At 68.6% G+C, this 26,167-nt stretch carries 25 protein-coding genes; 11 read left to right on the top strand and 14 right to left on the bottom strand.

Annotated features, from left to right (window positions below; genetic code table 11):
- Nucleotides 1–66: 66 nt before the first annotated feature.
- From EV640_RS13570 to EV640_RS04540, 3 genes are read left to right on the top strand one after another with little or no spacing between them, the layout of a single operon-like run.
- Entirely contained in the window at nt 67–321 is a 255-nt protein-coding gene (locus EV640_RS13570) for a DUF4244 domain-containing protein (protein WP_036476270.1), read from the top strand.
- Entirely contained in the window at nt 305–655 is a 351-nt protein-coding gene (locus tag EV640_RS04545) for a TadE family type IV pilus minor pilin (protein WP_036476268.1), read from the top strand. The genes EV640_RS13570 and EV640_RS04545 overlap by 17 nt, the downstream gene beginning before the upstream one ends.
- Nucleotides 652–1,050, top strand: a complete 399-nt coding sequence (locus EV640_RS04540) for an Rv3654c family TadE-like protein (protein WP_036476266.1) — start codon at nt 652–654, stop codon at nt 1,048–1,050. The genes EV640_RS04545 and EV640_RS04540 overlap by 4 nt, the downstream gene beginning before the upstream one ends.
- A gap of 7 nt (nt 1,051–1,057) precedes the next feature.
- Here EV640_RS04540 and EV640_RS04535 read toward each other — a convergent pair whose 3' ends face one another.
- The gene (locus EV640_RS04535; RefSeq protein ID WP_133725910.1) at nt 1,058–2,224 is read right to left on the bottom strand and encodes a M20/M25/M40 family metallo-hydrolase; all 1,167 of its coding nucleotides are present in this window, start codon (nt 2,222–2,224) and stop codon (nt 1,058–1,060) included.
- A 51-nt stretch (nt 2,225–2,275) separates the two neighbouring features.
- On the opposite strand from EV640_RS04535, the gene EV640_RS04530 reads away from it, so the two are divergent.
- From EV640_RS04530 to EV640_RS04515, 4 genes are all read left to right on the top strand, one after another.
- Nucleotides 2,276–3,109, top strand: coding sequence for a hypothetical protein (locus tag EV640_RS04530; RefSeq protein WP_133725909.1), 834 nt, complete (start codon nt 2,276–2,278; stop codon nt 3,107–3,109).
- Nucleotides 3,106–3,807: a MurR/RpiR family transcriptional regulator gene (locus EV640_RS04525; RefSeq protein ID WP_133725908.1), complete on the top strand. Its 702-nt coding sequence runs from the start codon at nt 3,106–3,108 to the stop codon at nt 3,805–3,807. The genes EV640_RS04530 and EV640_RS04525 overlap by 4 nt, the downstream gene beginning before the upstream one ends.
- Complete coding sequence (gene menC, locus EV640_RS04520) at nt 3,807–4,937, top strand: o-succinylbenzoate synthase (RefSeq protein ID WP_133725907.1); 1,131 nt, start codon at nt 3,807–3,809, stop codon at nt 4,935–4,937. Before EV640_RS04525 ends, menC begins: the two co-directional genes overlap by 1 nt.
- Nucleotides 4,938–5,013: 76 nt before the next feature.
- Complete coding sequence (locus tag EV640_RS04515) at nt 5,014–5,292, top strand: Lrp/AsnC family transcriptional regulator (protein WP_036476260.1); 279 nt, start codon at nt 5,014–5,016, stop codon at nt 5,290–5,292.
- Between the two features lie 92 nt (nt 5,293–5,384).
- Here the strand turns inward: EV640_RS04515 and EV640_RS04510 are convergent, their stop codons facing one another.
- Nucleotides 5,385–7,505 (bottom strand): TRAP transporter permease, encoded by a 2,121-nt coding sequence (locus EV640_RS04510; protein WP_200869348.1) that lies wholly within the window; start codon nt 7,503–7,505, stop codon nt 5,385–5,387.
- On the bottom strand, nt 7,502–8,506 hold the full coding sequence (locus EV640_RS04505; RefSeq protein ID WP_036477701.1) for a TAXI family TRAP transporter solute-binding subunit: 1,005 nt from the start codon (nt 8,504–8,506) through the stop codon (nt 7,502–7,504). The genes EV640_RS04510 and EV640_RS04505 overlap by 4 nt, the downstream gene beginning before the upstream one ends.
- Before the next feature lie 237 nt (nt 8,507–8,743).
- Here EV640_RS04505 and EV640_RS04500 point away from each other — a divergent pair, with 237 nt between their 5' ends.
- Complete coding sequence (locus EV640_RS04500) at nt 8,744–9,712, top strand: DUF4031 domain-containing protein (RefSeq protein ID WP_036477699.1); 969 nt, start codon at nt 8,744–8,746, stop codon at nt 9,710–9,712.
- On the opposite strand, the gene EV640_RS04495 is transcribed toward EV640_RS04500, so the two are convergent.
- The 5 genes from EV640_RS04495 to EV640_RS04475 all read right to left on the bottom strand — a co-directional run bounded on the left by EV640_RS04495 (nt 9,699) and on the right by EV640_RS04475 (nt 13,789).
- On the bottom strand, nt 9,699–10,004 hold the full coding sequence (locus EV640_RS04495; protein ID WP_036477695.1) for a thiamine-binding protein: 306 nt from the start codon (nt 10,002–10,004) through the stop codon (nt 9,699–9,701). The two genes, EV640_RS04500 and EV640_RS04495, sit on opposite strands and share 14 nt — an antisense overlap.
- Nucleotides 10,005–10,014: 10 nt before the next feature.
- On the bottom strand, nt 10,015–10,611 hold the full coding sequence (locus tag EV640_RS13965; protein WP_133725906.1) for a type II secretion system F family protein: 597 nt from the start codon (nt 10,609–10,611) through the stop codon (nt 10,015–10,017).
- Entirely contained in the window at nt 10,604–11,302 is a 699-nt protein-coding gene (locus tag EV640_RS04485) for a type II secretion system F family protein (protein WP_133725905.1), read from the bottom strand. The genes EV640_RS13965 and EV640_RS04485 overlap by 8 nt, the downstream gene beginning before the upstream one ends.
- 194 nt (nt 11,303–11,496) lie before the next feature.
- Nucleotides 11,497–12,651 carry a TadA family conjugal transfer-associated ATPase gene (locus EV640_RS04480; protein ID WP_133725904.1) on the bottom strand — a complete coding sequence of 385 codons (1,155 nt, stop codon included), beginning with the start codon at nt 12,649–12,651 and terminating at the stop codon, nt 11,497–11,499.
- Nucleotides 12,644–13,789, bottom strand: a complete 1,146-nt coding sequence (locus EV640_RS04475; RefSeq protein ID WP_133725903.1) for a CpaE-like family protein — start codon at nt 13,787–13,789, stop codon at nt 12,644–12,646. Before EV640_RS04475 ends, EV640_RS04480 begins: the two co-directional genes overlap by 8 nt.
- Before the next feature lie 200 nt (nt 13,790–13,989).
- On the opposite strand from EV640_RS04475, the gene EV640_RS04470 reads away from it, so the two are divergent.
- Nucleotides 13,990–14,727 (top strand): PIG-L deacetylase family protein, encoded by a 738-nt coding sequence (locus EV640_RS04470; RefSeq protein WP_036477690.1) that lies wholly within the window; start codon nt 13,990–13,992, stop codon nt 14,725–14,727.
- A 29-nt stretch (nt 14,728–14,756) separates the two neighbouring features.
- Here EV640_RS04470 and EV640_RS04465 read toward each other — a convergent pair whose 3' ends face one another.
- The gene (locus EV640_RS04465; protein WP_208292184.1) at nt 14,757–15,485 is read right to left on the bottom strand and encodes an NUDIX hydrolase; all 729 of its coding nucleotides are present in this window, start codon (nt 15,483–15,485) and stop codon (nt 14,757–14,759) included.
- Nucleotides 15,486–15,534: 49 nt separating this feature from the next.
- Nucleotides 15,535–16,317, bottom strand: a complete 783-nt coding sequence (gene nth, locus EV640_RS04460; protein ID WP_243832224.1) for an endonuclease III — start codon at nt 16,315–16,317, stop codon at nt 15,535–15,537.
- Nucleotides 16,318–16,434: 117 nt separating this feature from the next.
- Between nth and acs the strand changes: the two genes are divergently transcribed.
- Together acs and aroQ are read left to right on the top strand one after the other, a co-directional pair.
- Nucleotides 16,435–18,447 (top strand): acetate--CoA ligase, encoded by a 2,013-nt coding sequence (gene acs / locus EV640_RS04455; protein ID WP_051501455.1) that lies wholly within the window; start codon nt 16,435–16,437, stop codon nt 18,445–18,447.
- A gap of 129 nt (nt 18,448–18,576) precedes the next feature.
- On the top strand, nt 18,577–19,029 hold the full coding sequence (aroQ, locus tag EV640_RS04450; RefSeq protein ID WP_036477684.1) for a type II 3-dehydroquinate dehydratase: 453 nt from the start codon (nt 18,577–18,579) through the stop codon (nt 19,027–19,029).
- Between the two features lie 5 nt (nt 19,030–19,034).
- On the opposite strand, the gene EV640_RS04445 is transcribed toward aroQ, so the two are convergent.
- From EV640_RS04445 to EV640_RS04430, 4 genes are read right to left on the bottom strand one after another with little or no spacing between them, the layout of a single operon-like run.
- Nucleotides 19,035–20,975 carry an ABC transporter ATP-binding protein gene (locus EV640_RS04445; protein ID WP_133725901.1) on the bottom strand — a complete coding sequence of 647 codons (1,941 nt, stop codon included), beginning with the start codon at nt 20,973–20,975 and terminating at the stop codon, nt 19,035–19,037.
- Nucleotides 20,968–22,851 (bottom strand): ABC transporter ATP-binding protein, encoded by a 1,884-nt coding sequence (locus EV640_RS04440; protein ID WP_051501454.1) that lies wholly within the window; start codon nt 22,849–22,851, stop codon nt 20,968–20,970. Before EV640_RS04440 ends, EV640_RS04445 begins: the two co-directional genes overlap by 8 nt.
- Nucleotides 22,852–22,863: 12 nt before the next feature.
- Nucleotides 22,864–23,748 (bottom strand): metallophosphoesterase, encoded by an 885-nt coding sequence (locus tag EV640_RS04435; protein ID WP_243832223.1) that lies wholly within the window; start codon nt 23,746–23,748, stop codon nt 22,864–22,866.
- A gap of 23 nt (nt 23,749–23,771) precedes the next feature.
- A complete protein-coding gene (locus EV640_RS04430; RefSeq protein ID WP_051501452.1) occupies nt 23,772–26,033 on the bottom strand; it encodes a transglycosylase domain-containing protein in 2,262 nt (753 codons plus the stop codon).
- Nucleotides 26,034–26,167: the final 134 nt, after the last annotated feature.

Below are 26,167 nucleotides of genomic sequence, written 5' to 3'. Positions count from 1 at the left end.
CTGAGACTCGATCCTCCCAGGCTCGGCGGCCCCAGGGTCCAGGCGACCATCACGGAAGGCACCGTCATGGAACACCCGGTCATGGAACGCACGGTCACTCAGCCCGCTGTCCTGGAAGCTCCACCGGCGCGCAGCGGCCCGCGGGGATCCCGGCATTGGGCGCATCGGCTTCATCATGAGCAGGAGGGCCTCGCCACGGCCGAATACGGCATCGTGATGCTCGCCGCCGTCGGGTTCGCCGGGCTGCTGGTCGCGGTGCTGAGCTCAGGCACCGCCCGAGGGCTGCTGACCGGCGTCGTGGAACGTGCACTCTCCTTCTGAGCGCGGGGCGATCACCGCAGAGTTCGCGGTGGCGCTGCCAGGAGTCATGCTGGTGCTTCTGCTGGTGCTCTCGCTCGGGCTGCACGGCGCCGCCCAGGTCACCCTGGAGTCGGGAGCTCGGGCTGCGGCTCGAGAGCTGGCCCGCGGGGAGGACCCGGCCTCGGCGGAGGCGGCCGCCCGGCGGATCACCGGTGAAGAGGTGTCCTTCCAGCTCAGCCACGATCAGGGCTATGTCACCGTCGAGCTGGTCCGCCCGGTCCGGGTGCTCGGCTGGGTCGAGGTCGCGATGACCCAGGACGCGCAAGCCACGGCTCGAGTCGAGGATCTGCCATGAGACCCCCGGGACGGTTCTCGGCCGAGCGGGGTTCAGGCACCGTGTTGGCGCTGGGACTGATCATGGTGCTGCTCCTCCTGCTCGCCGCGACACAGGTCCTGAGCATGGTCGCGACATCTTCCGCGCAGGCTGCCCGCGGGGCAGACCTGGCGGCGCTGGCCGGAGCCGACGCGGCGCGCGGGCTGAGCACCGGAAGTCCGTGCACCGTGGCGGAGGCTGTGGCCGTGCGCAATGCGGTGGAGCTCACCAGCTGCACCGTCACCGGCGAGGACCGCACCGAGGTGCTGGTGCGCACCGCGGTGCCGATCCTTCCCGAGCGGCTGATGGACGCCGGTGGTACAGACCTCTCCGAACTGCTCGGTCGTGGGGCGGCGCGCGCCGGTCCTCCCGGTTGAGCGTGGATCAGAGCCGAGCGAGCAGCGCCGCCAACAGCGCGATCCGTTCCGGGATCGACTCCAGCCGGACCTGCTCATGGTCGGCGTGGGCTCCCGCACCGTCGGGACCCAGGCCGTCGAGGGTCGGCAGGTCTGAACCGAGAAAGTTGGTGTCTCCGGCGCCGGCCGCGGGATGACCGCCGACGGCGGGCAGTCCGGCGTCCTGGGCAGCGGCTTCCACGGCGGCGAGCAGCTCCTCGTCCGCGGCGTCGGCCTGCCAGGCGGGACGCTGGGACAGGGTGTGCACCTGCAGCTGGGCATCCGGACGTACCGGAGCCAGGTCCCGGATCGAGGCCAGAACCTGGTTCTCCACGTCGGGGGTTCGGAATCGCAGTCCCACCTCCACCGAGGCCGCGGCGGGCACCACGTTGGTCTTTCCGCCACCGGCGATGGTCCCCACATTGCACAGCACGTCCCCCGGGGCGGCCTCCTGCGCGGACCCGACGATCTTCCGCAGCGCAAGGATCTGATCGACCAGCTCCTCGATGGCGTTGACTCCACCGTCAGGATCCAGGGCCGCATGGGAGGCCCGTCCGGTGATCTCCAGGCGCAGCCTGGTGCTGCCGAGCCGGCCCATCTTCAGCGCCCCACCGGGGTGAGGAGATTCGAAGCCGAGTACCGCGCTGACTCCCTCGGCGCTGGCCAGCAGCAGCTCCCGGGAACTCGGGGAGCCGATCTCCTCGTCACCGACCACGATCACGCGCACCGGCGGCCGGGAGGATCCCAGCTCCGCGCTGACACTGAGCCCCTGGTGCATGATCAGCAGCCCAGACTTCATGTCGAAGATCCCGGGACCGTACGCGATGCCGTCCTCGATGCGGAAGGGCATCTCCGCCAGCGTCCCTTCCGGCCACACCGTGTCGGAATGACCGATGAAGAGCACCGGTGCGGCATCTCGCGAGGCGCCTGCGCCGGGGATGTCCATCACCAGGTGGGTGCCCCACTCCCCCTCCCGCACGGAGACCTCGGCGTGGTGTTCGGCGAAGAGCTCGCGCACCTGATCCGCGACGGCAGAGACCCCCGCAGCGTCCCCCGTGGGCGACTCGGTCAGCACCATCCGTTCCAGAAGTTCCAGGGTTCGGTCATACCGATTCCTTGCGAGATCAAGCAGAGCAGTGCCAGAAGAGTTGTCCATGAGGCTATGATACGCAACGTAAGAACATTGACCAGGCCTCGAGAGGACCGCATGACACATCAGGATGCAGCCGCACCCGCTTCCCCCGCCATGCCGGAATCGATCAGCCTGGATGGTGGAATCACCGTGCGTGGCCTCACCGAGGTCGCCGAGCTGGAAGCCGCCTGCCGGCTCTACCGTGAGGTCTTCGCCTACAGCGGGGAGGACCAGGGCATCAACGCCCGCCTGCTGAAGAACCTGCTCACCTACGGCGGCACCGTCATCGGGGCACTCGACGCCGCCGGCGACCTGCGCGGGATGGCCTTCGGCTGGACCGCCGTGGAGACCGATCCGGAGGATCCGCATGTCTACCACTTCTCCCAGGCCGCAGTGGTCTCCGCTGACCTGCAGGGCCAGGGGGTCGGGCGGGCGCTGAAGACCGTCCAGGCCGCCGTCGCCCACCGGCAGGGATCGAGCCGGATGCGCTGGACCTACAACCCGATGATCAGCCGCAACGCCCACTTCAACCTCGACGTGCTCGGCGCACAGGGCCGTTGGTTCACCCGCGACGCGCTTGCCGGGCCCGGCACCGACCGCATCACCGTGGAATGGCGACTCGGCGAGAAGAGCACCGCCCCCCACCAGGCCACACGGGACCAGCGGAGCGCGTCTGAGGATGACTTCGAGGCAGGGCTGGCGGCACACCCGCTCACCGTCGCCGGGGAGATCCGCGCCGACGCCGAGTCCACGGCGCTCGCCGTTCCCACCCAGCAGCCCACCGACCCCACCGTGATCGAGCTGCTTCGCACACGCTTCCATGAGATCTTCACCGAGGGGTTCGTGGCGGTCTCCTGCCGCCGCGTGGACGAGGATCTGGCGGTCTACCGCTTCACCCGGCGGGCATGAGCGGGATCGAGAGCGGGGCATCCCCGATCGGTGGGCCGCAGGACCCACCCGAGGAGAGGACGCCGCAGACCCACCGCGGGCCGGACAATCCGGCCGCGCGCTTCGGAGCCAGCATGGCCCCGCGCGCCTCGGCCAAGACCCTGCAGGCCCGCCTGATCCGCAAGGAGCGCGAGAACCTGGAACGGGTCTTCGCCAGCTTCGAGACCGAGGAATCGGTGGCCCGGGCCGCGGCGCTGATCGCCGGAGCGCGCCGCCGTTTCATCGTGGGCCACGGCAGGTCGGCCGCCTTCGCGCACCTGCTGGACCTGGACCTCTCCCACGGGCTCTCCCAGGTCTCGCTCATCGACGGCCAGAGCACTCGCAGCATCGACGTGCTCACCGATGTGCGCGGCACCGACGTCCTGGTCGCGTTCTCGCTGCGCCGATACCGCCGGGAGACCGCCGAACTGGTGCGAGCCTTCGCCCAGCGCGGGGGCACCGTGGTTGCGGTGACCGATTCGACCGAGTCACCGCTGGTGGAGCCCGCCAGCGAGCTCGTGATCGTGCCCACCGACTCCGCCTCGGTGACGGACTCCGCCACCGGCATCGCTGCGGTGATCCACCTGCTCACCGCGCTGACCACCGCAAGTGCCAAGGGCAGCCGCCGTCGGCTGACCGAGAGAGAATCACTGATCCAAGAGATGGGACTGTATATCTGATGCGCGCCACAGAGATCGTGCTCCACGACGTCGAGCTGCCCCTGCGACATGCCTTCGAGACCAGCTCGCACCGGAAATCCTCGCTGCGCCACCTCCTGGTGGAGATGACCGCAGAGGACGGCACCACCGGCTGGGGCGAGATCGCCTCCCCCGCCGGTCCCTTCTATGCCCCCGAGACCACCACGACGGCCTGGCAGACCGCCGTCGATCACCTGATTCCCGCGGTGCTCGGCGCAGAGTGGGTCCACCCCGACGAGATCGCCGGACTCTATGCCAAGGTGCGCGGCAACTATTTCGCCAAGGCCGGGATCGAGATGGCCGCCTGGACGCTGTGGACCGCCGCTGAGTCGGTGCCGCTGGCGCGGGCTCTCGGCGGGGACCGTGACTCCGTGGTCGCGGGCGTCTCCCTGGGCATAGAGCCCAGCATCGAGGCGCTGCTGACCGAGGTCACCCGCCACGTGGAGTCCGGCTATCCCCGGGTGAAGCTGAAGATCGCACCCGGCTGGGACGTGGAGCCGGTCCGGGCCGTGCGTGAGGCCTTCCCTGATCTCGATGTCCACGTCGACGCCAACGGCGCCTACCCGGGGACCGCCGAAGCCGGCGGCGAGGCGGCCTTCGATGTGCTGCGCGCCCTGGATCCGTTCCGGCTGACCATGATCGAGCAGCCCTTCGCGCCGAAGAACTTCCTGGACCACGCCAAGCTGACCGCAGCCCTGGACACCCCGGTCTGCCTGGACGAGTCGGTCGAGACCCTGGACGACCTGCGCACCGCGCTGGCGCTGAAGGCCGGCAACGTGCTCAACATCAAGGTCTCCCGCATGGGCGGACTCAGCGCTGCGCGCGACGCCCATGCCATGGCCTCGGCCGCGGGCTGGCCGGTCTGGTGCGGAGGGATGCATGAGTTCGGCGTCGGCCGACTGGCCAATGTGGCGCTCTCCTCGCTGCCCGGCTTCACCCTGCCCTCCGACGTCTCGGCCTCGAGCAAATACTATGCCCAGGACATCATCGATCCCCCGGTCACCGCCGAGCGCGGAGTGGTGCAGGTCCCGACCGCGCCGGGGCTGGGGCACGGCGTGCTCCCCGAGGTCATCGCGGCGCATGCGACCAGGCAGCAACGGTTCAAGGCCTGAGCCTCCGCCTGTGGCGCAGTATCCTGACAGGGAGCAGCGCTCGAGAAGTCTCACCGGCTGAAAGGCAGCGATCACCATGGTCACCGCATTCGTGATGATGAAGACCGATCCCCATCGGATCCCTGAGTCCGCGCAGGACATCGCCAACATCGAAGAGGTCCAGGCGGTCTATTCGGTCACCGGCAAGTGGGACCTGGTCGCGATGGTGAAGACCCCGAACCTGGAGGATCTCAGCGACCTGGTCCCGGCGAAGATCTCCAAGGTGGCCACGGTCCATGACACCGAGACGATGGTCGCGTTCCGGACCTATTCGGACCAGGAGCTCGAGGCGAGCTTCAGCCTCGGCGGGGAGTAGCACCACCGTCCTGCAACACCGAGGGCCCGACCGGATTCCGGTCGGGCCCTCGGTGTTGCAGGGTCCAGCGTGTTCAGCAGGGGCGTTCCGGCTCAGGCCATCCCCGGTGCGGGGTTCTCCACAGAACCGCCACCGCGCGCGCTGACCTGGGCGCCGTCGTCCTCGGATGCGGACTTCTCCGCAGATCCGTCCCCACGTCCGCGGCGTATGAACTGCAGCGCCACAGCCACGGCGAGGGCGACCATGCCGCCCACCGAGAAGGTCAGATCCGGGTAGATCAGCAGCAGACCGCCGACGATCAACAGCGTCCGCTCGATGACCGTGGCGCGCAGGAACAGATACCCGGCAAGGCCCGAGGACAATGCGATCAACCCCACGATCACGGTGACAAGGGCAATCGTGAGCTCGTCCCAGGTTCCCTGCAGCAGCAGCGCCGGCTGCAGGATGAACACATACGGGATCAGGAACCCGGCCAGCGCGATCTTCACCGCCGCCACACCGGCGGCCATCGGGTTGGCCCCGGCGATGCCCGCGCCGGCGTAGGCCGCCAGACAGACCGGTGGCGTGATGTCGGCGAGGATGCCGAAGAAGAACACGAACATGTGCGCCGCGATCAGCGGGACGTCGAAGTTGTTGTACAAGATCGGCGCCGCGACCGAGGCGGTCACCACGTAGTTCGCAGTGGTCGGCAGGCCCATGCCGAGGATGATGCAGGCGATCATCACGAAGAAGAGCACCAGCAGGAAGCTGCCGCCGGCCAGGGACACCAGTCCGCGGCCGAGCTGGCCGCCCAGCCCCGTTGCAGTCACGGTTCCTGCCACGATGCCGGCCGTGGCACAGGCCGCGATCACCGGCAGAGCGGTGCGCGCGGCGGCGATGAACAGCTCCACGAATCCGCGCACGTTCAGCCGGGTGGAGGACCGGAAGAAGCTCAGCACGATCGCCGTCGCGATGCCCAGCAGCGCCGCCCGGGTGGGCGTCAGTCCGGCGATCAGCGTGCTGATGATCACGACCAGCGGCAGGAGCAGGTCGGCGCGGGTGACCAGCGACCGGATGCTGGGCAGCTCTTCGACCGGCAGACCCTTGATCTCCCGGCGCTTCGCCTCGAAGTGCACCGAGAGGAACGCACCCAGGAAGTAGAGCAGCGCCGGGATGATCGCGATGACGATCAGCTCGTTGTACTCCAGGTTCGGCACGTTCTGCGCCATGATGAACGCCGCAGCACCCATGATCGGGGGCATCAGCTGTCCACCGGTGGAGGCCGTGGCCTCGGTGGCGGCGGCGAAGTGCGGCTTGAACCCGGCCTTCTTCATGATCGGGATCGTGAACGAGCCGGAGGCCACGGTGTTGGCCACCGAGGACCCGGAGACCATGCCCTGGAGGCCCGAGGCGGCGACGGCGGCCTTGGCCGGGCCACCGGTGTACTTGCCTGCCGCGCGGAAGGCCAGGTCGTTGAAGAACTGTCCGATGTTGGTCCGAAGCAGGACCACCGCGAAGAGCAGGAAGAGGAAGATGAAGTTCGCCGAGACCTGCAGCGGGGTGCCGAAGATCGAGCGCGTGGAGAGGAAGGTCTCCGTGGCGAAGGCGTCCCAGGATCGTCCGCGGTGCGGGAAGATCGGGCTCATATTGCCGAAGATGGCGTAGGCGATGGCGCAGGCGGCGATGATCACGATGGGCAGGCCGACGCAGCGACGGGTGGCTTCCAGGACCAGCAGGGTGCCGGCCACGGCCACGGTGTAGTCCAGCGCGCTGAAGCCGAGGATCTGCACGGCGTTGCCGACCAGGTACTCGTAGCGGAAGACGATGTAGAGGTTGACCGCCATGCCTGCCGCGGCCAGCAGTGCGTCGTACCAGGGAACTCCCCGGCCACGGCCTAGCAGCAGGTCTTTCCAGAGCACACCGCTGGGCGTGGCGTTGAGCAGCCTCTTGCTCGCCGGGTAGAGCAGGAAGATCAGGGAGGTGGCGCCTGCGAGGTGCAGCGCGCCGTGGATCCAGCCGGTGAAGGGTCGCTCGAGTGCGTAATAGAGGTGGTAGAGCGTGAAGGCCACCGAGAGGCCGCCCACGATCCATGTCCACCAGCCCAGATCCGTCCGGAAGCGGCTCGAGGTGTCGACCTTCCGAAGGATCTCGGCTGCGCGCTCCTCACCACCGACCCCCGGCTCCTGCACATCAGCAGGAGCCGGGGAACGATTCTCAGCAGTGCTGCGTGTCACGGCAGGTCAATGCCCTGCTCTTCGAAGTAACGCTCCGCGCCGGGGTGCAGCGGGATGCTCCCGATGCCGGTCAGGGCGTTCTCCTCGCTGATGTTCTCGCCGATCTCAAGGGTCACGTCCTCGGCGTTCTCCAGGGTGGCGGCGGTGATCTCGTAGCCGAGGTCCTCGCTGACCTGGGTGGTGGAGGCGACCAGGGCCGCGAACACCGAGACCGTGGTGACGTCCTCGTCGAGGAAGTCGTAGGCGTCGGCGGAGATGTCATAGGACTCGGCGCCGGACTCACCGGAGATGGACTCGGTCATGTCATCCTCGATGCCGAGCAGCGCGACATCGGTGGAGGCTGCCAGCTGGGTCAGACCAGCCACGGGAACGCCGACCACGAAGATCGACGCATCGATCTGGCCGTCGGCGAGCATCTCGGTGGAGGTGCCGAAGTCGGCGACTTCAGCGGTGTAGTCGCCTTCCTCGATGCCGTGGGTGGAGAGGATAGCGTCGGAGATCGCGCGGGTGCCGGAGCCGACGTCGCCCACGGCGATGGTCTGGCCCTCGAGGTCCTCGATGGATTCGATGCCGGAGTCTTCGCGGACGATGATGTGCGCGGCCTCGGGGTAGAGGTTCGCGATCCAGCCGAAGTTGTCCAGCTCCATGCCGTCGAGGTCATCGATCTCGCCGTTGACGCCCATCTCTGCGGTGTCGTTCTGGGTCAGGCCGAGCTGCATCTCTTCCTGGAAGATGCCGCCCAGGTTGTCTGCGGAGCCGCCGGTCTCGATCGCGGTGACCGAGACATCTTCGATGTTGTCCTCGAAGATCGAGGCGAGCTCATCGCCCAGCGGGAAGTAGGTGCCGGCGACGCCACCGGTGCCGAACGTCAGCTCATTGGTGAAGCTGTCCTCGTCTCCGGTCTGGACGTCTTCGTCTCCACCGTTGTCGTCTCCGCCACAGGCGGACAGGGCAAGAGCGGCTGCAGCAGTGACTGCAATTGTTGTGCGACGCATTTTCATGAGTCTTCTCCTCAGTCAAGTGATTCAAAGGTGCGGTGGGTCGTCAGAGGTTCGTTGAGTGCCCAGCGGGTTGAGTACACGGTGCGATGTGTAGTCAGCCACCCTACCGTGGTGTAAGACACTTTACCGGCTCCCTGGATACCCTCCATAGACTGTCCTATACGGATGAGCAGGGTGTTTCGTGTTTTCCGCAGAATGAAACCGTGACGACGGCCGCGATGGCCGGGAGGAGTCGAGATGACGATCTACATCGACCCGCCCAGCTGGCCAGCCCACGGCACCGTGTTCTCCCATCTGATCTCGGATCATTCCCTCGAGGAGCTGCACCGTATCGCCGGTGCCGCTGGAATCAGCATCCGCGCCTTCGACCAGGACCATTACGATGTCCCGGCCCACCGTTTCGAGGACCTCACGGCGCTGGGCGCGGTGCCGGTCTCGGGGCGTGAGCTGACCCGGATCCTGCTCGGTTGCGGGCTGCGCATCCCGGCCGAGCAGCGACCCGAGAAGCTGCGCCGGAATCTCCTGCGCGCCTGGGTTCGATTGGGGACGCAGTGGGCCTTGGCCGAATCTGCCGGTGAGACCGAGGACGGCACTGCGCTGACCCGCTCGCTCGCCGCGGACGGGGCGTGGTTGGCGCTGGGCGAGGAGCTGCTCACCCGCTGGTCCGAGCCGCACCGGAGCTATCATGCGCCGACCCACCTCAGCGCGGTGCTGCGCGGTGTGGGCACGCTGCAGCGGGCGGGAGAGCTCGAGACAGGACAGCGTCCGGTCGTGGCCCTGGCCGCCTGGTTCCACGACGCCGTCTACACCGGCGTCGCCGGAACCGATGAGCAGGAGTCAGCGACGCTGGCGGAAACCCGGCTCGAGGCGCTGCTTCCCGAGCACGCGGTGGAAGAGACCGCGCGGCTGGTTCGACTCACGGCGAGTCACGATCCTCACCCTGCCGATCGCAGGGGGGCCGTGTTGGTGGACGCCGACCTCCAGGTGCTCGCTCAGGCGCCGGATGACTATGCGCGCTACACCGCGGCCGTGCGGGTGGACTACAGCCATGTGGCTGAGGAAGATTTCCGCCACGGCAGGGCACAGGTGCTCCGGCAGCTGCTCGGCTCTCCCTCGCTGTTTCGCACTGCCACGGGAATCCAGCGCTGGGAGCCTCAGGCCCGGGACAATCTGTCGCGCGAGCTTGCGCAGCTCAGCCGCCGCTGAGGCGCTCCTCGAGCCGGGTCACCTTCTCGCTGAGCTGACCGGTGAAGCCGGGCCGGATGTCGGCCTTGACCACGAGACTGACCCGCGGACTGACCGCGCTCACCGCCTCGGTGGCGCGTCGGATGACATCGAAGACCTCGTCCCACTCACCTTCGATGGTGGTGAACATCGAGGTCGTCTCGTGCGGAAGCCCAGAATCACGCACCACTCGGACGGCTTCGGCCACGGCTGCGCTGAGCGAACCATCGGGGGTGTCTGCGGCGACGGGCGCAACGGAGAAGGCTGCCAACATGGGTCATAGATTACGCCAGTTCCTCGACCAGGCCCAGCACCACCGGAATCACCCCCAGCAGGATGAATCCCGGCAGGAAGCACAGCCCCAGCGGCAGCACCATCTGCACCGAGAGCCGGGCTGCCTGTTCCTCCACCGCGGCGCGGCGACGTCGGCGCGCCTGGAGCGCGGTCAGCTCCAGCAGCTCCACCGTCGGCGCGCCAGTGGCATGGGCGAACGCCAGCTCTTCGCCGAATTCGCGCAGCTGGGGCTGGGAGTCCACGCAGGACCAGGCCTGTCTCCACGGCTGTCCGGCCACGAGTCGCCGGTGCACTCGGCCCAGCGGCGCACAGCCTGGGACATCTTCGGAGATCCGGTGCACCGCGGGCTCGATGCCCACTCCGGCGCGCAGCATCGCCGCCGTGAGGTCGAGCAGCGTCGCGGCATCGGGGGTGTCCCGCGGGGACGCTCCCGATGCCCGCTTGTGGGCTGTCCTCGCCCTGCGGGAAGCACGCCACTCGGCGGCTGGCCGTCGGCGCGGCGGTGAGGACGCAACCGGCAGCAGCAGCACGAGGAGCCCCATCAGCAGGGTGCATGCGAGCCCCAGAAGCACCTGTCCCTCAGCCATGCGGCGTCACCGCGCGGATCATCCGGGCGCTCCAGCGCCAGCCGAGCAGCAGACAACCCAGACCCGACACCAGGCACCCCCACCCCAGAGTCGAGCCGAACAGCACCGCGAGGGGCTGCGCCCCCATCAGTGCACCCATGGCCAGTCCGCCGAGAGGCAGCGCCGCGAGGATGAGCTGGGTCAGTCGCGGGCCGGCCGCCGCGGTTCGCACGGCGGCGTCCAGCGCAGCGGAGTCTTCCAGCGAATCCGCGGCCTTGCGGCACAACCTCGAGAGGGGTGCGCCGGTGGACTGTGAGAGCGCATGGATGCTGATCAATCCCTGGAGCACCTCGGTGAGGACCGCCGCGGCACCGAGGCTGAGACCGGGGCCGGGACCGGCACCGGCATCAGCGGCGGGCTCGGCAGCAGTCCTGGACTCGGTGACCACATGGCTCCAGCCGACGGGCCCGGCCCTGGGGCGGTGCGCCGCGGCGACCTCCGCGAGGCTCCGCCGAAGCCCGACCACCGCGCCGAGACCGGCCTGCTCCGCGGATGCCGCCCGTTCACAGATCTGCGCCAGCAGCTGCGCGTCCTCTCGCGAGCGCCAATGATCACTCAGGTCAACCCAGGCCTGGGCCTGGGAGCGTCCCGACTGCAGCAGTGCGGCGTACTGGTGCAGCAGAGACCCTGCGCTGCAGCGCAGATCATTCACCTCGCCTCCTTGGCCGGATCTCCACCTCCGCGGCAGCGCGCGAAGCCAGACCCACCCGATCAGCAGTCCAGAGCGCAGCGGCCTGGGGCGCCACGGCCCCCTCGAAGCTCCCCGACGTGGGGTGATGCCCAGAAGCCCAGCGACGATCATGGCACCGCTGAGGACGGCCAGCAGGGGCAGCTGCGCAGGATCAGTCATCGCAGTCCGATCCTCCGGGTCAGCTCATCCCAGCCGACCTGAGTCTGCACGCCCGGAGGGTCCCCTGAGTCGAGGTCTTCTGCGAGAAGCGCCGGCACCATCTGAAGCGCCCGCCCCATGCAGCGGATCATCGAGATCGCGACGGGCATCCGTCGACCTCGGCGACGCTCCATGTGGATGACCGCATCCAGGGCGGCCCCCGCCTGAAGCGCCACGGACTCCGGAGGCAGGTCGGCGAGCGCTCCCATCGCGATGAGTCTGGCCGGCACCGCATGCGGCGAGTTCGCGTGGACCGTCCCCACCGCGCCCTGGTGTCCGGTGTTCATCGCGGTGAGAAAGTCCTTGAGCTCGCCTCCCCGGCACTCCCCGACGATGAGCCGGTCCGGGCGCATCCGCAGCGTCTCGCGGACCAGCTGGCCCATCCCGAGCTCACCGGCTCCCTCCACGTTGCCCCGACGCTGCTGCAGATGCAGCACATGCGGATGATCCGGCCGCAGCTCGGTGGTGTCCTCGACGATGATGATCCGTTCCTGGTGCGGGCACGCCGCGAGCATGGCCCCCAGCAGACTGGTCTTCCCAGAGCCGGTGGCTCCAGAGATCAAGCAGTTCAACCGGGCGTCGACGACGCCGCGGATCACCGGGAGCCAGACCTCGGGGGCGTCCCACTGGAGGGCAAGCTGCTCCAACGTCGCCGCGGAGCCCCGCGAGATCCGCACCGAGATCATCGTCCCCTCCACCGCGACCGGCGGGATCACGGCATGGACCCGACAGTCACCGATCCGCCCGTCGGCACAGGGCCGGCCCTCATCAAGCCGACCCCCGGACAGCGCGATGAGCCGCCTGGCCAGTCCGCGCACCTGCTCTTCCGTGGCGAAGCGCACCGCGGTCTGGGCCAACCCTTCCGGGCCGTCGGTCCACACCTGACGGTGACCGTCGATGAGCACATCGGTGACACCGGGCTGTTCGACCAGCGGCTGCAGCGGGCCGAGCCCGACGAGCTCATCGCGCAGCGTCCTGACCAGCTCCCCGGTGGTGCGTGACCCCAGCGCCAGTCCCGAGGCGCGGACCGCTTCGGCGATCCGGGCGGCGGTCACCGGCTCGGTGGAGCTGGTCAGGGTCTCGCGCAGCGCGTGAAGCTGCTGGTCACTCATGCCGCACCTGCTCCTCAAGGTCCAAGACCTCCAGCAGCGCCCCTATGAAGGCCGCACCGCGACGGGAGCGCAGCAGCTCATAGGCGGCATCGAGGGCATCTTCCCGGCGGAGCCAGCGCTGCTCCGGGATGTCCCCGGCCAGTGGGAGATCCGTGGCCACCGCCAGCTCCTGTGGACTCCACCCGGCGTGTGAGGCGCCGTTGGCCACCAGCCTCAACGGCACCCCCGTCTCTGACTCGCCCAGCTGCCGTGCGGTCGCGGCGCCCCGTGCGGTGCAAGGCGTGACCAGGAGCAGCTGATCCAGGTGCTCGCGCACCAGGGACACCGCGTCAGAATCGCGCCCGACATCGACGACCACCGTGTCGAAGACCCGCCGGGCCGAGCGCACCACCGGTTCAAGCATGCGCCGCCGCACCTCGACGCCGGGCGCTCCGCTGAGCACATGGAACCCGTCGTGGATCGGCAGTGCGGCCGCCAATTGTGGGGAGGCGAGCTCTCCTTCAAGAGCGGCGAGCTCCGCCCATCCGAGCGCCTCGCCGAGCCCGGCCTCCCCGCCGCCGCGACGTAGCGACCTGACGCGTCGGTTTCGGTCACCGGACCGTCCCTCCTCAGCGCCCAGCAGCCCGGCGAGACCAGCCCCGGGGGCCGGGTCGGCATCGACGAGCAGCACCGAGGCTCCTCTCACCGCCTGTTCGGCGGCGAGCAGGTACGCCACGGTGCTCGCTCCGACGCCTCCGAACACGCCGGCCACCGCCAGCACCCGTCCAGGGTTCCGATCCAGCACCCGCGCGCCCAGATGTCTGGCCAGCCAGGCCTCCCCCGCCGGCAGCGGGACAGGCTGCAGCCCTGGTTGTTCCGCCGCGAGCTTCCACAGCTGCTGCTCCTCACACTGACTCTGGCTCTGGCTCTGGCTCTGAGCTTCCCCGGTGATTCCCAGCAGCAGCGTTCCCCGTCCCAGCCATGAGCGCGGCGGCAGGCGGTCGGTCCCACACATCAGCACTGCCCATTCCCTCGGCACCACTGCCTCCCAGCGCGGGCGGGACTCGAGCGCGGCCCCTACGGTGGCGGCGATCAGCGCGACGTCATCGCGCAGCGCTCGATCCTCGGTGATCAGCAGCAGGCGAGGTGCGACGTCCATGAACCCACCCTGCCGGGTTCGGCATCGGCGGAGCGCGGGGACGGCGGGGCTGTGGGCAGCGACTCTGCCTCGCGCAGTTCATACCAGGGTGGGGAAAACGCTGGCGGCACCCGGCAACGCGGCGGGGCACCCGACAACGCTGCGCGGCAGCCGGCACCAGTCCCTCCGCCCGGACACCCAGCCGCTCCTAGACTGGGCAGATGAGCAAAGATCCCGCCGCCCTGCCCGAGTATCCCGACGCAGAGCTGCGCCGGGTCCTGTGCGTCGTGGCGCACCCGGACGACATGGAGTACGGCGCTTCGGCCGCCGTCGCCCGCTGGACCGCCCAGGGCGCCGAAGTCTCCTACCTGCTGCTCACCGCGGGGGAGGCCGGGATGCGCAGCCAGGATCCCGAGGAGGCCGCCGCGATCCGCGCCGAGGAGCAGCGCCGGGCCTGCGAGCTGGTCGGGGTCACAGACCTGGTGATCCTGGATCTGCCCGACGGCACGCTTCAGGCCTCGCTGGACGCCCGACGGCAGATCGCCCGACGCATCCGAGAGCTGCGCCCCGAGGTCGTGCTGACCCAGACCTGGGCGCTGGAGGTCGGTTGGGGGCTGAACCATGCGGATCACCGCGCCGCTGGACTGGCCACCCTGGACGCGATCCGCGACGCGGACAACCCCTGGGTGTTCCGTGAACTCCTGGAGCAGGAACGGCTCGAGCCCTGGGCGGTGCGCGAGCTGCTGGTGTTCGGAGCCGGGCCGACCCATGTGATCGATATCAGCGGGGAGCCGCTGCAGCGAGGGCTCGCCTCATTGGAGGCGCACGAGCAGTATCTGGCCGAGCTGGGCGGCGCCGCCGAGACCCGAGAGATGCTCGAGTCCATGGCCGCTCAGCAGGCCCAAGGCCTGCCCGGGGTGGACCACGCCCTGGGCGTGGCCGTGCACCGCATGGCCTGACTCGCGCCGCAGCGCCCAGCGACCCGAACCTAGAGACCCGGCAGGTAGTCCTGCGGGTCCACGATGCGACCGGGGTCCCAAGGCTCCTCCCAGCCCAGCCGATTGAGCACCCGATCCACCAAGATGCCGGTGAAGCCCCAGATCAGCGTGCCCTCCACGAGGAACGCCGGGGCCTTGAACACCGTGCCCGCCCGATGCAGGGCCGCGGTGCGCCGGTTCTCCGGGTGGATCAGCGCCTTCAGGCTCACGGTGAGCACCCGTTCCACCTCTCCGGACTGCGGGCGCAGCAGACCGGTGTGTCCGGCCATGCCGATCACCGGCGTCACCATGAAGCCGCTTATCGGCACCGGAGCCGGGGGCAGGGCGCCGAGCACCCGGACCCGGGCGGGGTCCAGCCCCACCTCTTCCTGAGCCTCGCGCAGCGCCGCGGCCGTCGAGTCGCGATCAGACTTCTCCTGAGCGCCGCCGGGGAAGGATATCTGACCAGGGTGCTTCTTCAGTCCTGGGGAGCGCTCGGTCAGCAGCAGGTGCGCCTCGTCGTCCTCGGGCGTGGGGGCGCAGAAGAGCATCAGCACCGCCGCCTGCCGGGCGTCCTGCATCCCGGCCGGGGTGCTCCGGGGCGCTGTGGTGGCCGGACGCTGATTCCACCAGCCGCCGGACCCCGAGGACTCCGGATGCGCCAGGACGTAGTCGCGACCCTGCTGCAGCAGCGCCTCGAGCCTGGTCGGGACCGTGGCGCCGGTCAGCGAGAACCCCACGGGCGCGTCCATGCCAGGCGTATCGGGACCCTGCGGGGCAGTCTCGGCGTCACGCACTGAGCGGGTACCCCTGGGCGCGCAGCTGCCTGCGGGTCTGCCCGGCCTGCATCTTGGCCAGCAGCTCATCGCGTCCCGGCGCCAACTCATACTTCAGCAGCGTGGCGGCGGTCTCGGGGTCGACCTCTCCGGCCCCGAAGGAGGGGCACAGCGAGGCGATCGGACAGGCGCCGCAGGCGGGTCGGCGGGAGTGGCAGATCCGACGACCATGGAAGACCAGCCGGTGGGACAGATCGGTCCAGTCCCGCCGCTCGAAAAGCTCCGCCACCTCCTGCTCGACCTTCACCGGGTCCTGCTGCTGGGTCATTCCCAGCCGGCGGGCCAGCCGGCCGAAGTGCGTGTCCACGGTGAGCCCAGGCTTGCCGAAGGCATCCCCGAGCACCACGAAAGCGGTCTTGCGGCCCACCCCGGGCAGCTTGACCAGCGCGTCCAGTGAACCCGGCACCTCGCCGTCGTGATCGCTGACCAGCGCATTCGAGAGCCCCAGCAGCGAACGGGTCTTGGCGCGATAGAAACCGGTGGACCGGATCACCTCGGCCAGCTCCTCCTCCGGGGCGTGGGCCATGGCGTGCGCATCCGGCCAGCGCCGGAACAGCTCAGGCGTGACGGCGTTGACCCGCACATCGGTGGTCTGCGCGGAGAGCACGGTGGCGATCAGCAGCTCGAAGGCATTGCTGAAGTCCAGCTCGGCCACGGCGTAGGAGTACACCTGCCCCAGGACACGGTGAATCCGGCGCACGCGGCGCTTCTTTCCCAGCAGGGTCTCTTCAGGCATCGAGACCATTCTACGAAAGCCCAGGAGGGGTGTCCGCTATGTGATATTCGCCTCAGGCCCACGGCGGCAAAGGATGTATTGTGAGCGGCAACACAGGAGTATCCAAGGAGGAGCCACATGACCCCGAATCCCCAGCAAGAGAACAAACTGGACTCGATGCAAAAGTCGGGTCAGGTCTTCCCCCCGAGCGAAACCTTCGCGAAGAACGCCGTGGCCACGCAGGACCGGTATGACAAGGCCGCCGAGGATCGTCTCGGCTACTGGGCCGATCAGGCCCGTTCCGTGCTGAGCTGGGACAAAGACTTCACCGAGGTGCTCGACTGGTCCGAGGCCCCGGTGGCCAAATGGTTCGTCGGCGGCGAGGTGAACGCGGCCTACAACGCAGTGGACCGCCACGTCGAGGCCGGCAACGGCAGCCGCATCGCGCTGCACTTCGAGGGTGAGCCCGGTGACTCTCGCAGCATCACCTATCAGGAGCTGGCCGACGACGTCGCCCGCGCCTCCAACGCCTTCGAATCCCTCGGCCTCACCAAGGGTGACCGGGTCGCCATCTACATGCCGATGATCCCCGAAACTATCGTGACCATGCTGGCCTGCGCCCGCATCGGCGCGATCCACTCGGTGGTCTTCGGCGGGTTCTCCTCCGATGCGCTGCGCTCCCGCGTGGATGACGCCGAGGCGAAGCTGGTGGTCACCGCCGACGGCTCCTACCGCCGCGGCAAACCCTCCACACTGAAGCCAGCCGTGGACGACGCGCTCGCGGCGCCCGGGCACACCGTGGAGCACGTGATCGTAGTCAAGCGCAACGGCGAGGAGGTCGCCTTCAACGAGGACCTCGACGTCTGGTGGCACGATGTCGTGCCGCAGCAGTCCACCGAGCACAGCTACGTGGCGCACGATTCCGAGCACCCGCTGTTCATCCTCTACACCTCCGGCACCACCGGGAAGCCCAAGGGCATCCTGCACACCACCGGCGGCTACCTGACCCAGACCGCGGTGACCCACCGGGACACCTTCGACCTGCACCCAGAGACCGACGTCTACTGGTGCACCGCCGACGTCGGCTGGGTCACCGGGCACTCCTACATCGTCTACGGCCCGCTGGTCAACGGTGCCACCCAGGTCATCTACGAGGGCACCCCGGACACCCCGCATAAGGGCCGGCTCTGGGAGATCGTGCAGAAGTACGGGGTGACGCAGTTCTACACCGCGCCGACGCTGATCCGCACCTGCATGAAGTGGGGCCGGGAGATCCCGGACCAGTTCGACCTCTCGACCCTGAGGGTGCTGGGCACCGTGGGCGAGGCGATCAACCCTGAGGCCTGGCTCTGGTTCCGTGACGTCATCGGCGCCAACAACGGCGTCGGCAAGGCTCCCAAGGAGGAGCCGGCTCCGATCGTGGACACCTGGTGGCAGACCGAGACCGGCGCGCACATGATCGCACCGCTGCCCGGTGTGACCGCGACCAAGCCAGGCTCCGCGCAGACCGCGGTGCCCGGCATCTCCATCGGCATCGTCGATGAGATGGGCACCCCGCTGGAGAAGGGCGAGGCCGGCCTGCTCGTCATCAAGGAGCCATGGCCCGCCATGCTGCGCGGGATCTGGAAGAACCCGGAGCGTTACCAGGAGACCTACTGGTCCCGCTTCGGTGACGTGTACTTCGCCGGCGACGGCGCGCGCACCGACGAGGACGGCGACGTCTGGCTCATGGGCCGGGTGGATGACGTCATGAACATCTCCGGACACCGGCTCTCCACCACCGAGATCGAATCGGCGCTGGTCTCACACCCGGCGGTGGCTGAGGCCGCCGTCGTCGGAGCCAAGGACGCGACCACCGGCGAGGCTGTTGTGGCGTTCGTGATCCTGCGCGGCGATTCCGAGGGCGGGGACAAGGCGCAGATGGAGCAGGATCTTCGCACTCATGTGGGCAAGGAGATCGGCCCGATCGCCAAGCCGCGCAACGTGCTGGTGGTGCCTGAGCTTCCGAAGACCCGCTCCGGCAAGATCATGCGCCGGCTGCTCAAGGATGTGGCCGAGGGTCGCGAGGCCGGAGACGCCTCCACGCTGGCCGATCCCACGGTGATGCTGCAGATCGCGGAGGACATGCGCGCCAAGCACGGCGCCTCCTAGCCGCACCGCTCACCCCGTGTTGAGGGGCGGATTTTCCGGGCATTATGCCCCCTTCGAGGGGCTGAATACCCGGAGAATCCGCCCCTCAGCGCGTGGTGGGGGTCTCAGCGTGGCCGGTAAGGTGTGAACATGCCCACTGAGACTCCGCGCCTGCTGATCATCAACGGACCCAACCTGAACCTGTTGGGGACCCGGGAGCCCGGAATCTACGGCTCCTCCACGCTCGCCGACATCGAAACCCTGTGCCGCGAGTCCGCCGCCGCGCTCGGCTTTGAGGCGGAGCTGCTGCAGTCCAACCATGAGGGCACCCTCATCGATGCGATCCAGGCCGCGAAGGACAACGCCTCGGGGATCGTGATCAACCCGGCGGCCTACACCCACACCTCGGTGGCGATCGCCGATGCGCTGCGCGCGGTGAACCTGCCGGTGGTGGAGGTGCACCTCTCCAACGTCCACGCCCGCGAGGAGTTCCGCCGGCACTCCTACGTCTCCCCCGCCGCGGCGGCGGTGATCGCCGGCGCAGGGCTCAACGGCTACCGCTACGCCATCGACCACCTGGCCTCGCTGCTGCGCGAGAACTGAGCTGCTCAGGCTCCCATGGAGCTGCGCCACGCCGCGTCGAGCTTGGCGTAGTAGCCGCCCTGCGACGCGAGCTCCTCAGGTGCTCCGTCCTCCACTACCCGGCCGTCGTCGATGACCAGGACCCGGTCCGCGATCGCCACGGTGGAGAGCCGGTGCGCGATGATCAGCGCGGTGCGGTTGCCAAGCAGCCGCTCCAGCCCCTGCTGCACCAGCGCCTCACTGGGCAGGTCCAGCGAGGAGGTCGCCTCATCGAGGATCAGCACCGCAGGGTCTGCCAGGAACGCCCGGGCGAAGGAGATCAGCTGCCGCTGGCCGGCTGAGAGCCTTCCGCCACGCTTGTTGACATCGGTGTCGTAGCCCTCGGGCAGCTCCAGGATCAGGTCATGACAGCCCACGGCCTTGGCCGCGGCGATGATCTCCTGCTCGGAGGCCTCCGGCCGGCCCAGCGCGATGTTGCCTCGGATGGTCCCGGAGAACAGGAACGCCTCCTGGGTCACCATGGCCACGTGGCGGTGGTGATCGGCCGTCGCGAGGTCCCGCAGGTCCACGCCGTCGAGGGTCACCGCGCCGCTGCTCACGTCGTAGAAGCGCGCCAGCAGCTTCGCCAGGGTGGACTTCCCGGCACCGGTGCGTCCCACCACGGCCACGGTCTGACCTGCTGGGATGTGCAGGTCCAGGGAGTGGAGCACCACCGGGCCGTCCTCGGCGTAGCGGAACGAGGCCTGGCTGAACTCCAGCTCGCCACGGGCCTCGTTCAGATGCCGCGGGTGGCGGGCCTCGGTGACGGTGGGGCTCTCCTCCAACAGCCCGGAGACCTTCTCCAGGGCCGCGGTGGCCGACTGCAGGGAGTTGTAGAACATCGCGATCATGTCCAGCGGCTGGAAGACCCGCTTGGTCGCCAACACCAGGGCGACCAGCACACCGATCCCGAGATCACCTTCGAGCACCCGGTAGCCGCCCCAGAGCAGAACCGCGGTGACCGTGACATTGCCGATGAGCATCAGGGAGGGCTGGAGCACCCCGAAGAGGGAGATCGAGCGGACCATATCCTCTCGATAGTCTGCCGCCAGGCGCCGGTACTGCCGGGATCGCGAGTCTTCTCGGCGGAAGGCCTGCACGGCGCGGATGCCGGTCATGGATTCCACGAAATGCACGATCATCTTGGCCGAGGAGACCCGGGTGCGCCGGTAGGCCACCTCGGAGTTGCGCTGGTACCAGCGACCCAGCACCGCGATCGGGAACAGCGCGGCGACCAGGATCAGGCCCGAATGGATGTCCATGATCCAGATGGTCACACCGGTGAAGAACATGAACATCACACCCTGGACCAGCGAGTTGATCCCGCCGTCGAGCAGCTCGCGCAGCGACTCCAGGTCCGAGGTCTGTCGGGAGATCACCTTGCCCGAGGTGTAGTCCTCGTGGAAGTCCAGGCTCAGCGCCTGAGTCTTGCGGAACACCTCTCCGCGCAGGGTGAAGAGCATCTGCTGCGAGGCCTCGGCGGTCATCCGGGTGTAGTGGAAGATCAGCACTCCCGCGATCACCGCGCAGGCGATGTAGGACAGGCCGGGGAGCCACATGCCCGAGCTCTGCCCCTCGATCATCCGTGGCAGCCCCCAGTCGATGGCCCAGGCGACGATCAGCGGGATCGAGGCCTGGGCGGCCTGGGCGATCACCACGAAGATCGCCGTGAGCAGCAGCTTGCGCCGCACCCCGACGGAGAGCTGGACCAGCAGCTTCCAGGAACGACGTCGGATGAACCGGCGCTCGGCCTTGTCCAGCTGGATCTGTTCCTCGCCGGCGGTGCCGCGCAGGTGCGCGAAGCGGTCATCGGCGGCGAAGTTGGCCCCGGCGTCGGGGACGCCAGCGTGGGCGGCCTCGGCGTCGGGGGCCTCACCCGCGACGGCGCGGCGGCCTCCGCCGGTCGCTCGCTCGGAAGCCTCACTCATGGCTGAGCACCTCCTCGGCGCTGATGGGGCGCACGCTGGCGCTCATGACCTCGCGGTAGGCGGGGCTGCGCTGCAGCAGCTCCGAGTGGGTGCCGACGTCGCTGATCCGGCCGTGCTCGAGCATCGCCACCCGGTCCGCCATCGCCACGGTGGAGGGTCGGTGCGCGACGATCAGCGTGGTGGTCCGGTTCAGCACCTCGCGCAGCCGGTGCGTGACCGCCTCCTCGGTGCGGACATCCAGGGCGGAGAGCGGATCATCGAGCAGCAGCACCGAAGGGGCGGAGGCGATCGCGCGGGCCAGCGCCAGGCGCTGACGCTGACCGCCGGAGAGGCTCAGCCCCTCCTCCCCGACCGGGGTGTCCACACCCCGGGGCAGGGTGTCGACGAACTCGGCGTCGGCGGTGGTCAGGGATCGGCGCAGCACCTCGTCGAGCTCATCTGGTGCTGGTGCGGCGTCACGGTGCGGGTCCTGCGGGTCGTCGACGTCGCGCAGGTGGGAGGTGCCCAGCAGCACGTTGGACTTCACCGAGGTGGAGAACAGGATCGGGTCCTCGAAGGCGACCCCGATCCGGGAGCGCAGATCTGCCAGGCTGAAGTCCTTCACGTCCACCCCGTCGATCCGGATCGCACCGCCGGTGGCCTCATAGAGCCGGGGGATCAGGTTCAGCAGCGTGGAGGTGCCCCCGCCGGTGGCGGAGACCAGTGCCATGGTCTCGCCCGGCCGGACCTCCAAGGTGACCCCGTCGATCAGGTCCCGGTCCCCGGGCTTGGTGTCGGGGTAGCGGAAATGGACGTCCTCGAGTTGAAGCACCCCGCGCTCCGGGGCCACCACGGGGGCCTCCGGCGAGGTGATCTCGGTGGCGGTGTCCATCACGTCGGCGTGCCGGTCGATGGCGGTCTTGGCGGTGAAGGTCATGCCCAGCATCATGCCCACGCCCTCGATCGGGCCCTTGAGCACCGCGGCGGTGGCGAAGAATGCGGCCAGCGCGCCGATGGTCACGCCGGTGGTCTCCTGGTTGGCGACCTGCCACAGCCCGATCAGCAGGCACAGCCCGAGGATCCCCTCGGGCAGGATCACCATGGCCATCAGGAACTTCGCCAGCGTGCGAGCCTTAGAGACCTCGAGGTCGCGCAGCTCGTCGGCCTCCTCGGTGAAGCCCTCCTGGGCGTAGTCCCCGCGGCCGAAGGCCTTCAGCACCCGGATGCCATGCACCGATTCCTCGACCTTGGTGGCCACGTCCCCGGCCTGGTCCTGCGAGGCCCGCGAGTAGTACACGAACTTCTTCCGGAACCGCGGCCCGATGATCATGATCGGCAGCGCGGCGCAGAGGAAGACCACCGCCAGCAGCGGCGAGAGCGTGGCCATGAGGGTGAAGCCCACCAGCAGGCTGACCACCGAGGTGATCAGCATCAGCGAGCCGAAGGCGAACCATCGGCGCAGCAGGTTCAGGTCGGCGATCGCGCGGGACTGCAGCTGCCCGGCTCCCCAGGCGGCATGGAAGGAGGCGGAGAGGTCCTGGAGCTTGTCGAAGAGCCGGGTGCGCATGGAGGTCTCGGCATCCGAGGCTGGCGGGATCACGAAGAACCGGCGCAGGTAGACCAGTCCGGCCTCCAGCACGCCCAGCGCGAGGATCACCGCTGCGGCGCCCCACACGGCGCTGAGCTGGGCGTCGTCATCAAGCAGCGAGTTCACCAGGACCTGGAGGACCTGCGGGATGGACAGTGCGACGATGCCGGCGCCGATTGCTGCGATCAGGCCCAGGGTCCAGCGGAGCTTGAGGCCCTCGAGATAGGGGCCGAGCCGAGCCAGGGCCTGCCAGAGCGTGCGACTGCGCCCGGAGGTCTCGGTTCTCTCAACTCCAACTACTCGTTGCATCAAGCAACTAACCTATGTCGTTTCGTGCTGAACTTCAATGATGGTGGCCTCCGGAGGGCAGAACAGCCGCACCGGGGCGGTCCGGGAGGTTCCGATGCCTGCGGAGACGTGGAGCGGGACGGTCCGGGCGGGCTCCTCCGGATGGCCTGACACCTTCCGTGCCGGGACCTGCACCGAGCTCAGGCCCTTGGCCTGAGGACGCGGCAGGTCACAGTTGGTGACCAGGGCGTGACCACCAGGCAGGCAGACCTGCCCGCCGTGGGTGTGCCCGGCGAGGATCAGCTCGGCGCCGCTGCCGGCCAGCGTGTTCAGCGCCGCGGAGACCGGAGCGTGGGCCACACCGATGCGCAGCGGGTCGGCACTCGAGTCCTGTTCCGGCGAGGCGGCCGCGTCTGCGGGCCAACCCCGGAAGTCGTCTCGGCCGATGTGTGGATCATCCACCCCGGAGAAGCTCAGGGTCTGACCGGCCACGCTCAGTTCGGCGGTCCGGTTGTTGAGGTTCTTCCAGCCGCTGGACTCGAAGGCGCTGAAGAGGCGCTGCCAGTCCAGATCCTCGGGGTGCGCATCGAGTTTCGAGGGGCCTCGGAAGTAACGCAGCGGGTTCTTCCAGGTCGGCGCGAAGTAATCGTTGGATCCACCGACGAAGACTCCCGGGAACCGCAGCAGCGGCCCCAACGCCTCCAGCACCTCTCCCACCGCATCAGGGTGCGAGAGATTGTCCCCGGTGTTGATCACCAGGTCGGGGTTCAGCTCCGCCAGGGACTGCAGCCAGGCGAACTTCTTGCGCTGGCCCGGGACGTAGTGAATATCGGAGATGTGCAGGATCCGGAGTCCGGCCCCGGCACGCAGCGGCACAGGAACATGGCGGACCTGGAAGTCATTGACACCCAGGCCCACCACCTTCAGGGATGCGGTGGGGCTCAGTCGTCGTCTCCGTCGGAATCGTTGTTGCCGCCGTTGTTCGAGTTCTCGTCGTCGGAATCGTCGTCGGAATCGTCCTCGGAATCGACAGCGGAGCCGTCGGTGCCGGGGTCACCACCCTCGGAGACGGTGCCGCCGTCGCGGTAGCGCTCACGGTCGCGCCGGTCTTCGAACGGGGAATCATCGGCTTCACGGAAGTCTGAGGTGTCATAGTCGCCTCCGACCTGCTCCATGTAGTCCAACCACATCGGGGCTGCCAGGGTGGAGCCGAAGAACTCTTCGTAGAACTCGCCGGCCACGGTGCGTCCGCGGTAGCCCTGGTTGCTCTCGGGGTTGCCGATCCAGCTCGCGGTGGACACTCCGGAGGAGTACCCGACGAACCAGGTGTGAGCCGCCTCGTCGGTGGTTCCGGTCTTACCGGCCATGGGGAACGGCGGGTCGCCGGCGGCGATGGTGCCCTCGGCGATGTTGATGGTGATGTCGTTGACCTGGGCCACGATGTCCTCGTCGATGACCTGATCACAGTTGGCCTCGGGCACGTCGTACTCGTTGCCGTGGGTGTCGGTGACCTCCAGGATCGCGCGGGGCTCGCAGAAGGTGCCGTCGGCGGCGAAGGCCGCGTAGGCGGCCGCCTGGGTCAGGGGGGCGATCTCATCGGTGCCCAGCACAAACGAGGGGTTCTGCGGGGAGAGCCCCTGGCTGGTGTCGGTGGCCCGGTGGACGCCGAGGCGGTCGGTGAGGTTGGTGATCGCGCAGAGGTCCATGTCCGAAGCGGTGGCCAGCGTCGCGGTGTTGACCGAGAAGTAGACGCCATAGTCGATGGTCATCCGACGGTTGGAGTCTTCCTCGACGTTGCCCACGGTCCAGTCCTGGTCCGAGGTGGTGTACCCGCGCTCCAGGCAGCTGGCCTCCCAGCGCGAAGTGTCACCCCATTCGTCGACGGAGGCGTCGACGACGTCGTCGGTCTCCCCGCCTTCTTCGAGATAGGCCGCGACCACAAAGGGCTTCAGCGAGGATCCGGGCTGGAACCCGTTGCCGCCGCCGTCCTCCGCATCAACGTTGTAGTTCAACGTGGTGTTTCCGTCGCCCGGCTCCGGGGTGAAGACGCGGTTCTGCGCCATGGCGAGGATGTTGCCGGTCCCCGGCTCCACAGAGGAGATCGCGGCACCGGCGCCAGAGCTGTCATCGGCGGGAACGGTCTCCATGACGCCCTCCTCGGCCGCGGTCTGCGCGTCCGGGTCCAGGGTGGTGGTGATCCGCAGGCCGCCCCGGTCGAGCAGCTCTTCTCGGGCCGCCTCGTCCGGGCCGAAGGTGTCGCTGGCGAGGATCTCGCGGCGCACGTAGTCACAGAAGTACTCGCCCATGCTGGCGGAGACGCAGCCGACCTCTTCGCGGCTGATGTCCAGTCCGAGTCCGGAGGCGACGGCTTCGTCGTACTCCTCCTCGGTGATGACCTCTTCGTCGAGCATCGAGCCGAGCACGATGTCCCGGCGAGCCTGGGAGGCCTCGGGGTCGACCTCGGGGTTGTAGCCGTTGGGCGACTGCACCATGCCAGCCAGCACCGCGGACTGGGCCACGTTGAGCTCAGAGGCCGGGATGCCCCAATAATATTGCGCGGCCGCCTCCACGCCGTAGGTGCGGCCACCGAGCAGCACGATGTTGAGGTAGCCCGCGAGAATCTCGTCCTTGGTCATCTCCTGCTCCACCGCGACGGCGAGCTTCATCTCGCGCAGCTTGTCGGCGTAGGTCTTCTCCCCGGTGCCGGAGATCGTCAGGCGGCCCTCACCGGTGATCACGACCGCGTTGATCAACATGTTGTTCACATACTGCTGGGTGATCGTGGAGGCGCCCTGTTGGGAATCCGAGGTGGCGTTGTGCACCAGCGCGCGGGACAGGCCGCGGGGGTCGACGCCGCCGTGCTCGTAGAAGCGCTCGTCCTCGATCGCGATGATGGCGTCGATCATCTCCTGGGAGATGTCCTCCAGTGCCACCGGCTGACGGTTCTCGGCGTAGAAGGTCGCCAGCTCGGTGCCATCGGAGGCGTATATGTGAGAGGGCACGCTCAGCGGCTCCTCCGCCAGCTCGGCGGGGATGTCCTCGAGGATGTCCGTGCCGGCGGCCGCGGCGGCGCCTCCGGAGGCTGCCAGCGGAAAGATCAACCCTGCTGCCAGCAGGCCACAGAGAGCACTCACGCCCAGGAAGGACATGATCTTGCCGACCGTGGTGGCAGTATCAAACAGGGGAGATTTACGCGACGCCATGGGCTTCATCCTAGCGGCAAGGTCAAAGCCACGCGGGAGGTGACGTCACACGGACCTGGGTGCGGATCGGGGCGGGGATCCGGGCGCGGATCGGCGCGGATCGGGTCGGACGCTTCTTGGTCGCGGCGGGCGTC

Source organism: Nesterenkonia aurantiaca, from assembly GCF_004364585.1.
Lineage (GTDB): Bacteria > Actinomycetota > Actinomycetes > Actinomycetales > Micrococcaceae > Nesterenkonia > Nesterenkonia aurantiaca.
The sequence above is the reverse complement of the archived record's forward strand: the minus strand, read 5'-3'. Positions and strand labels throughout refer to the sequence as shown.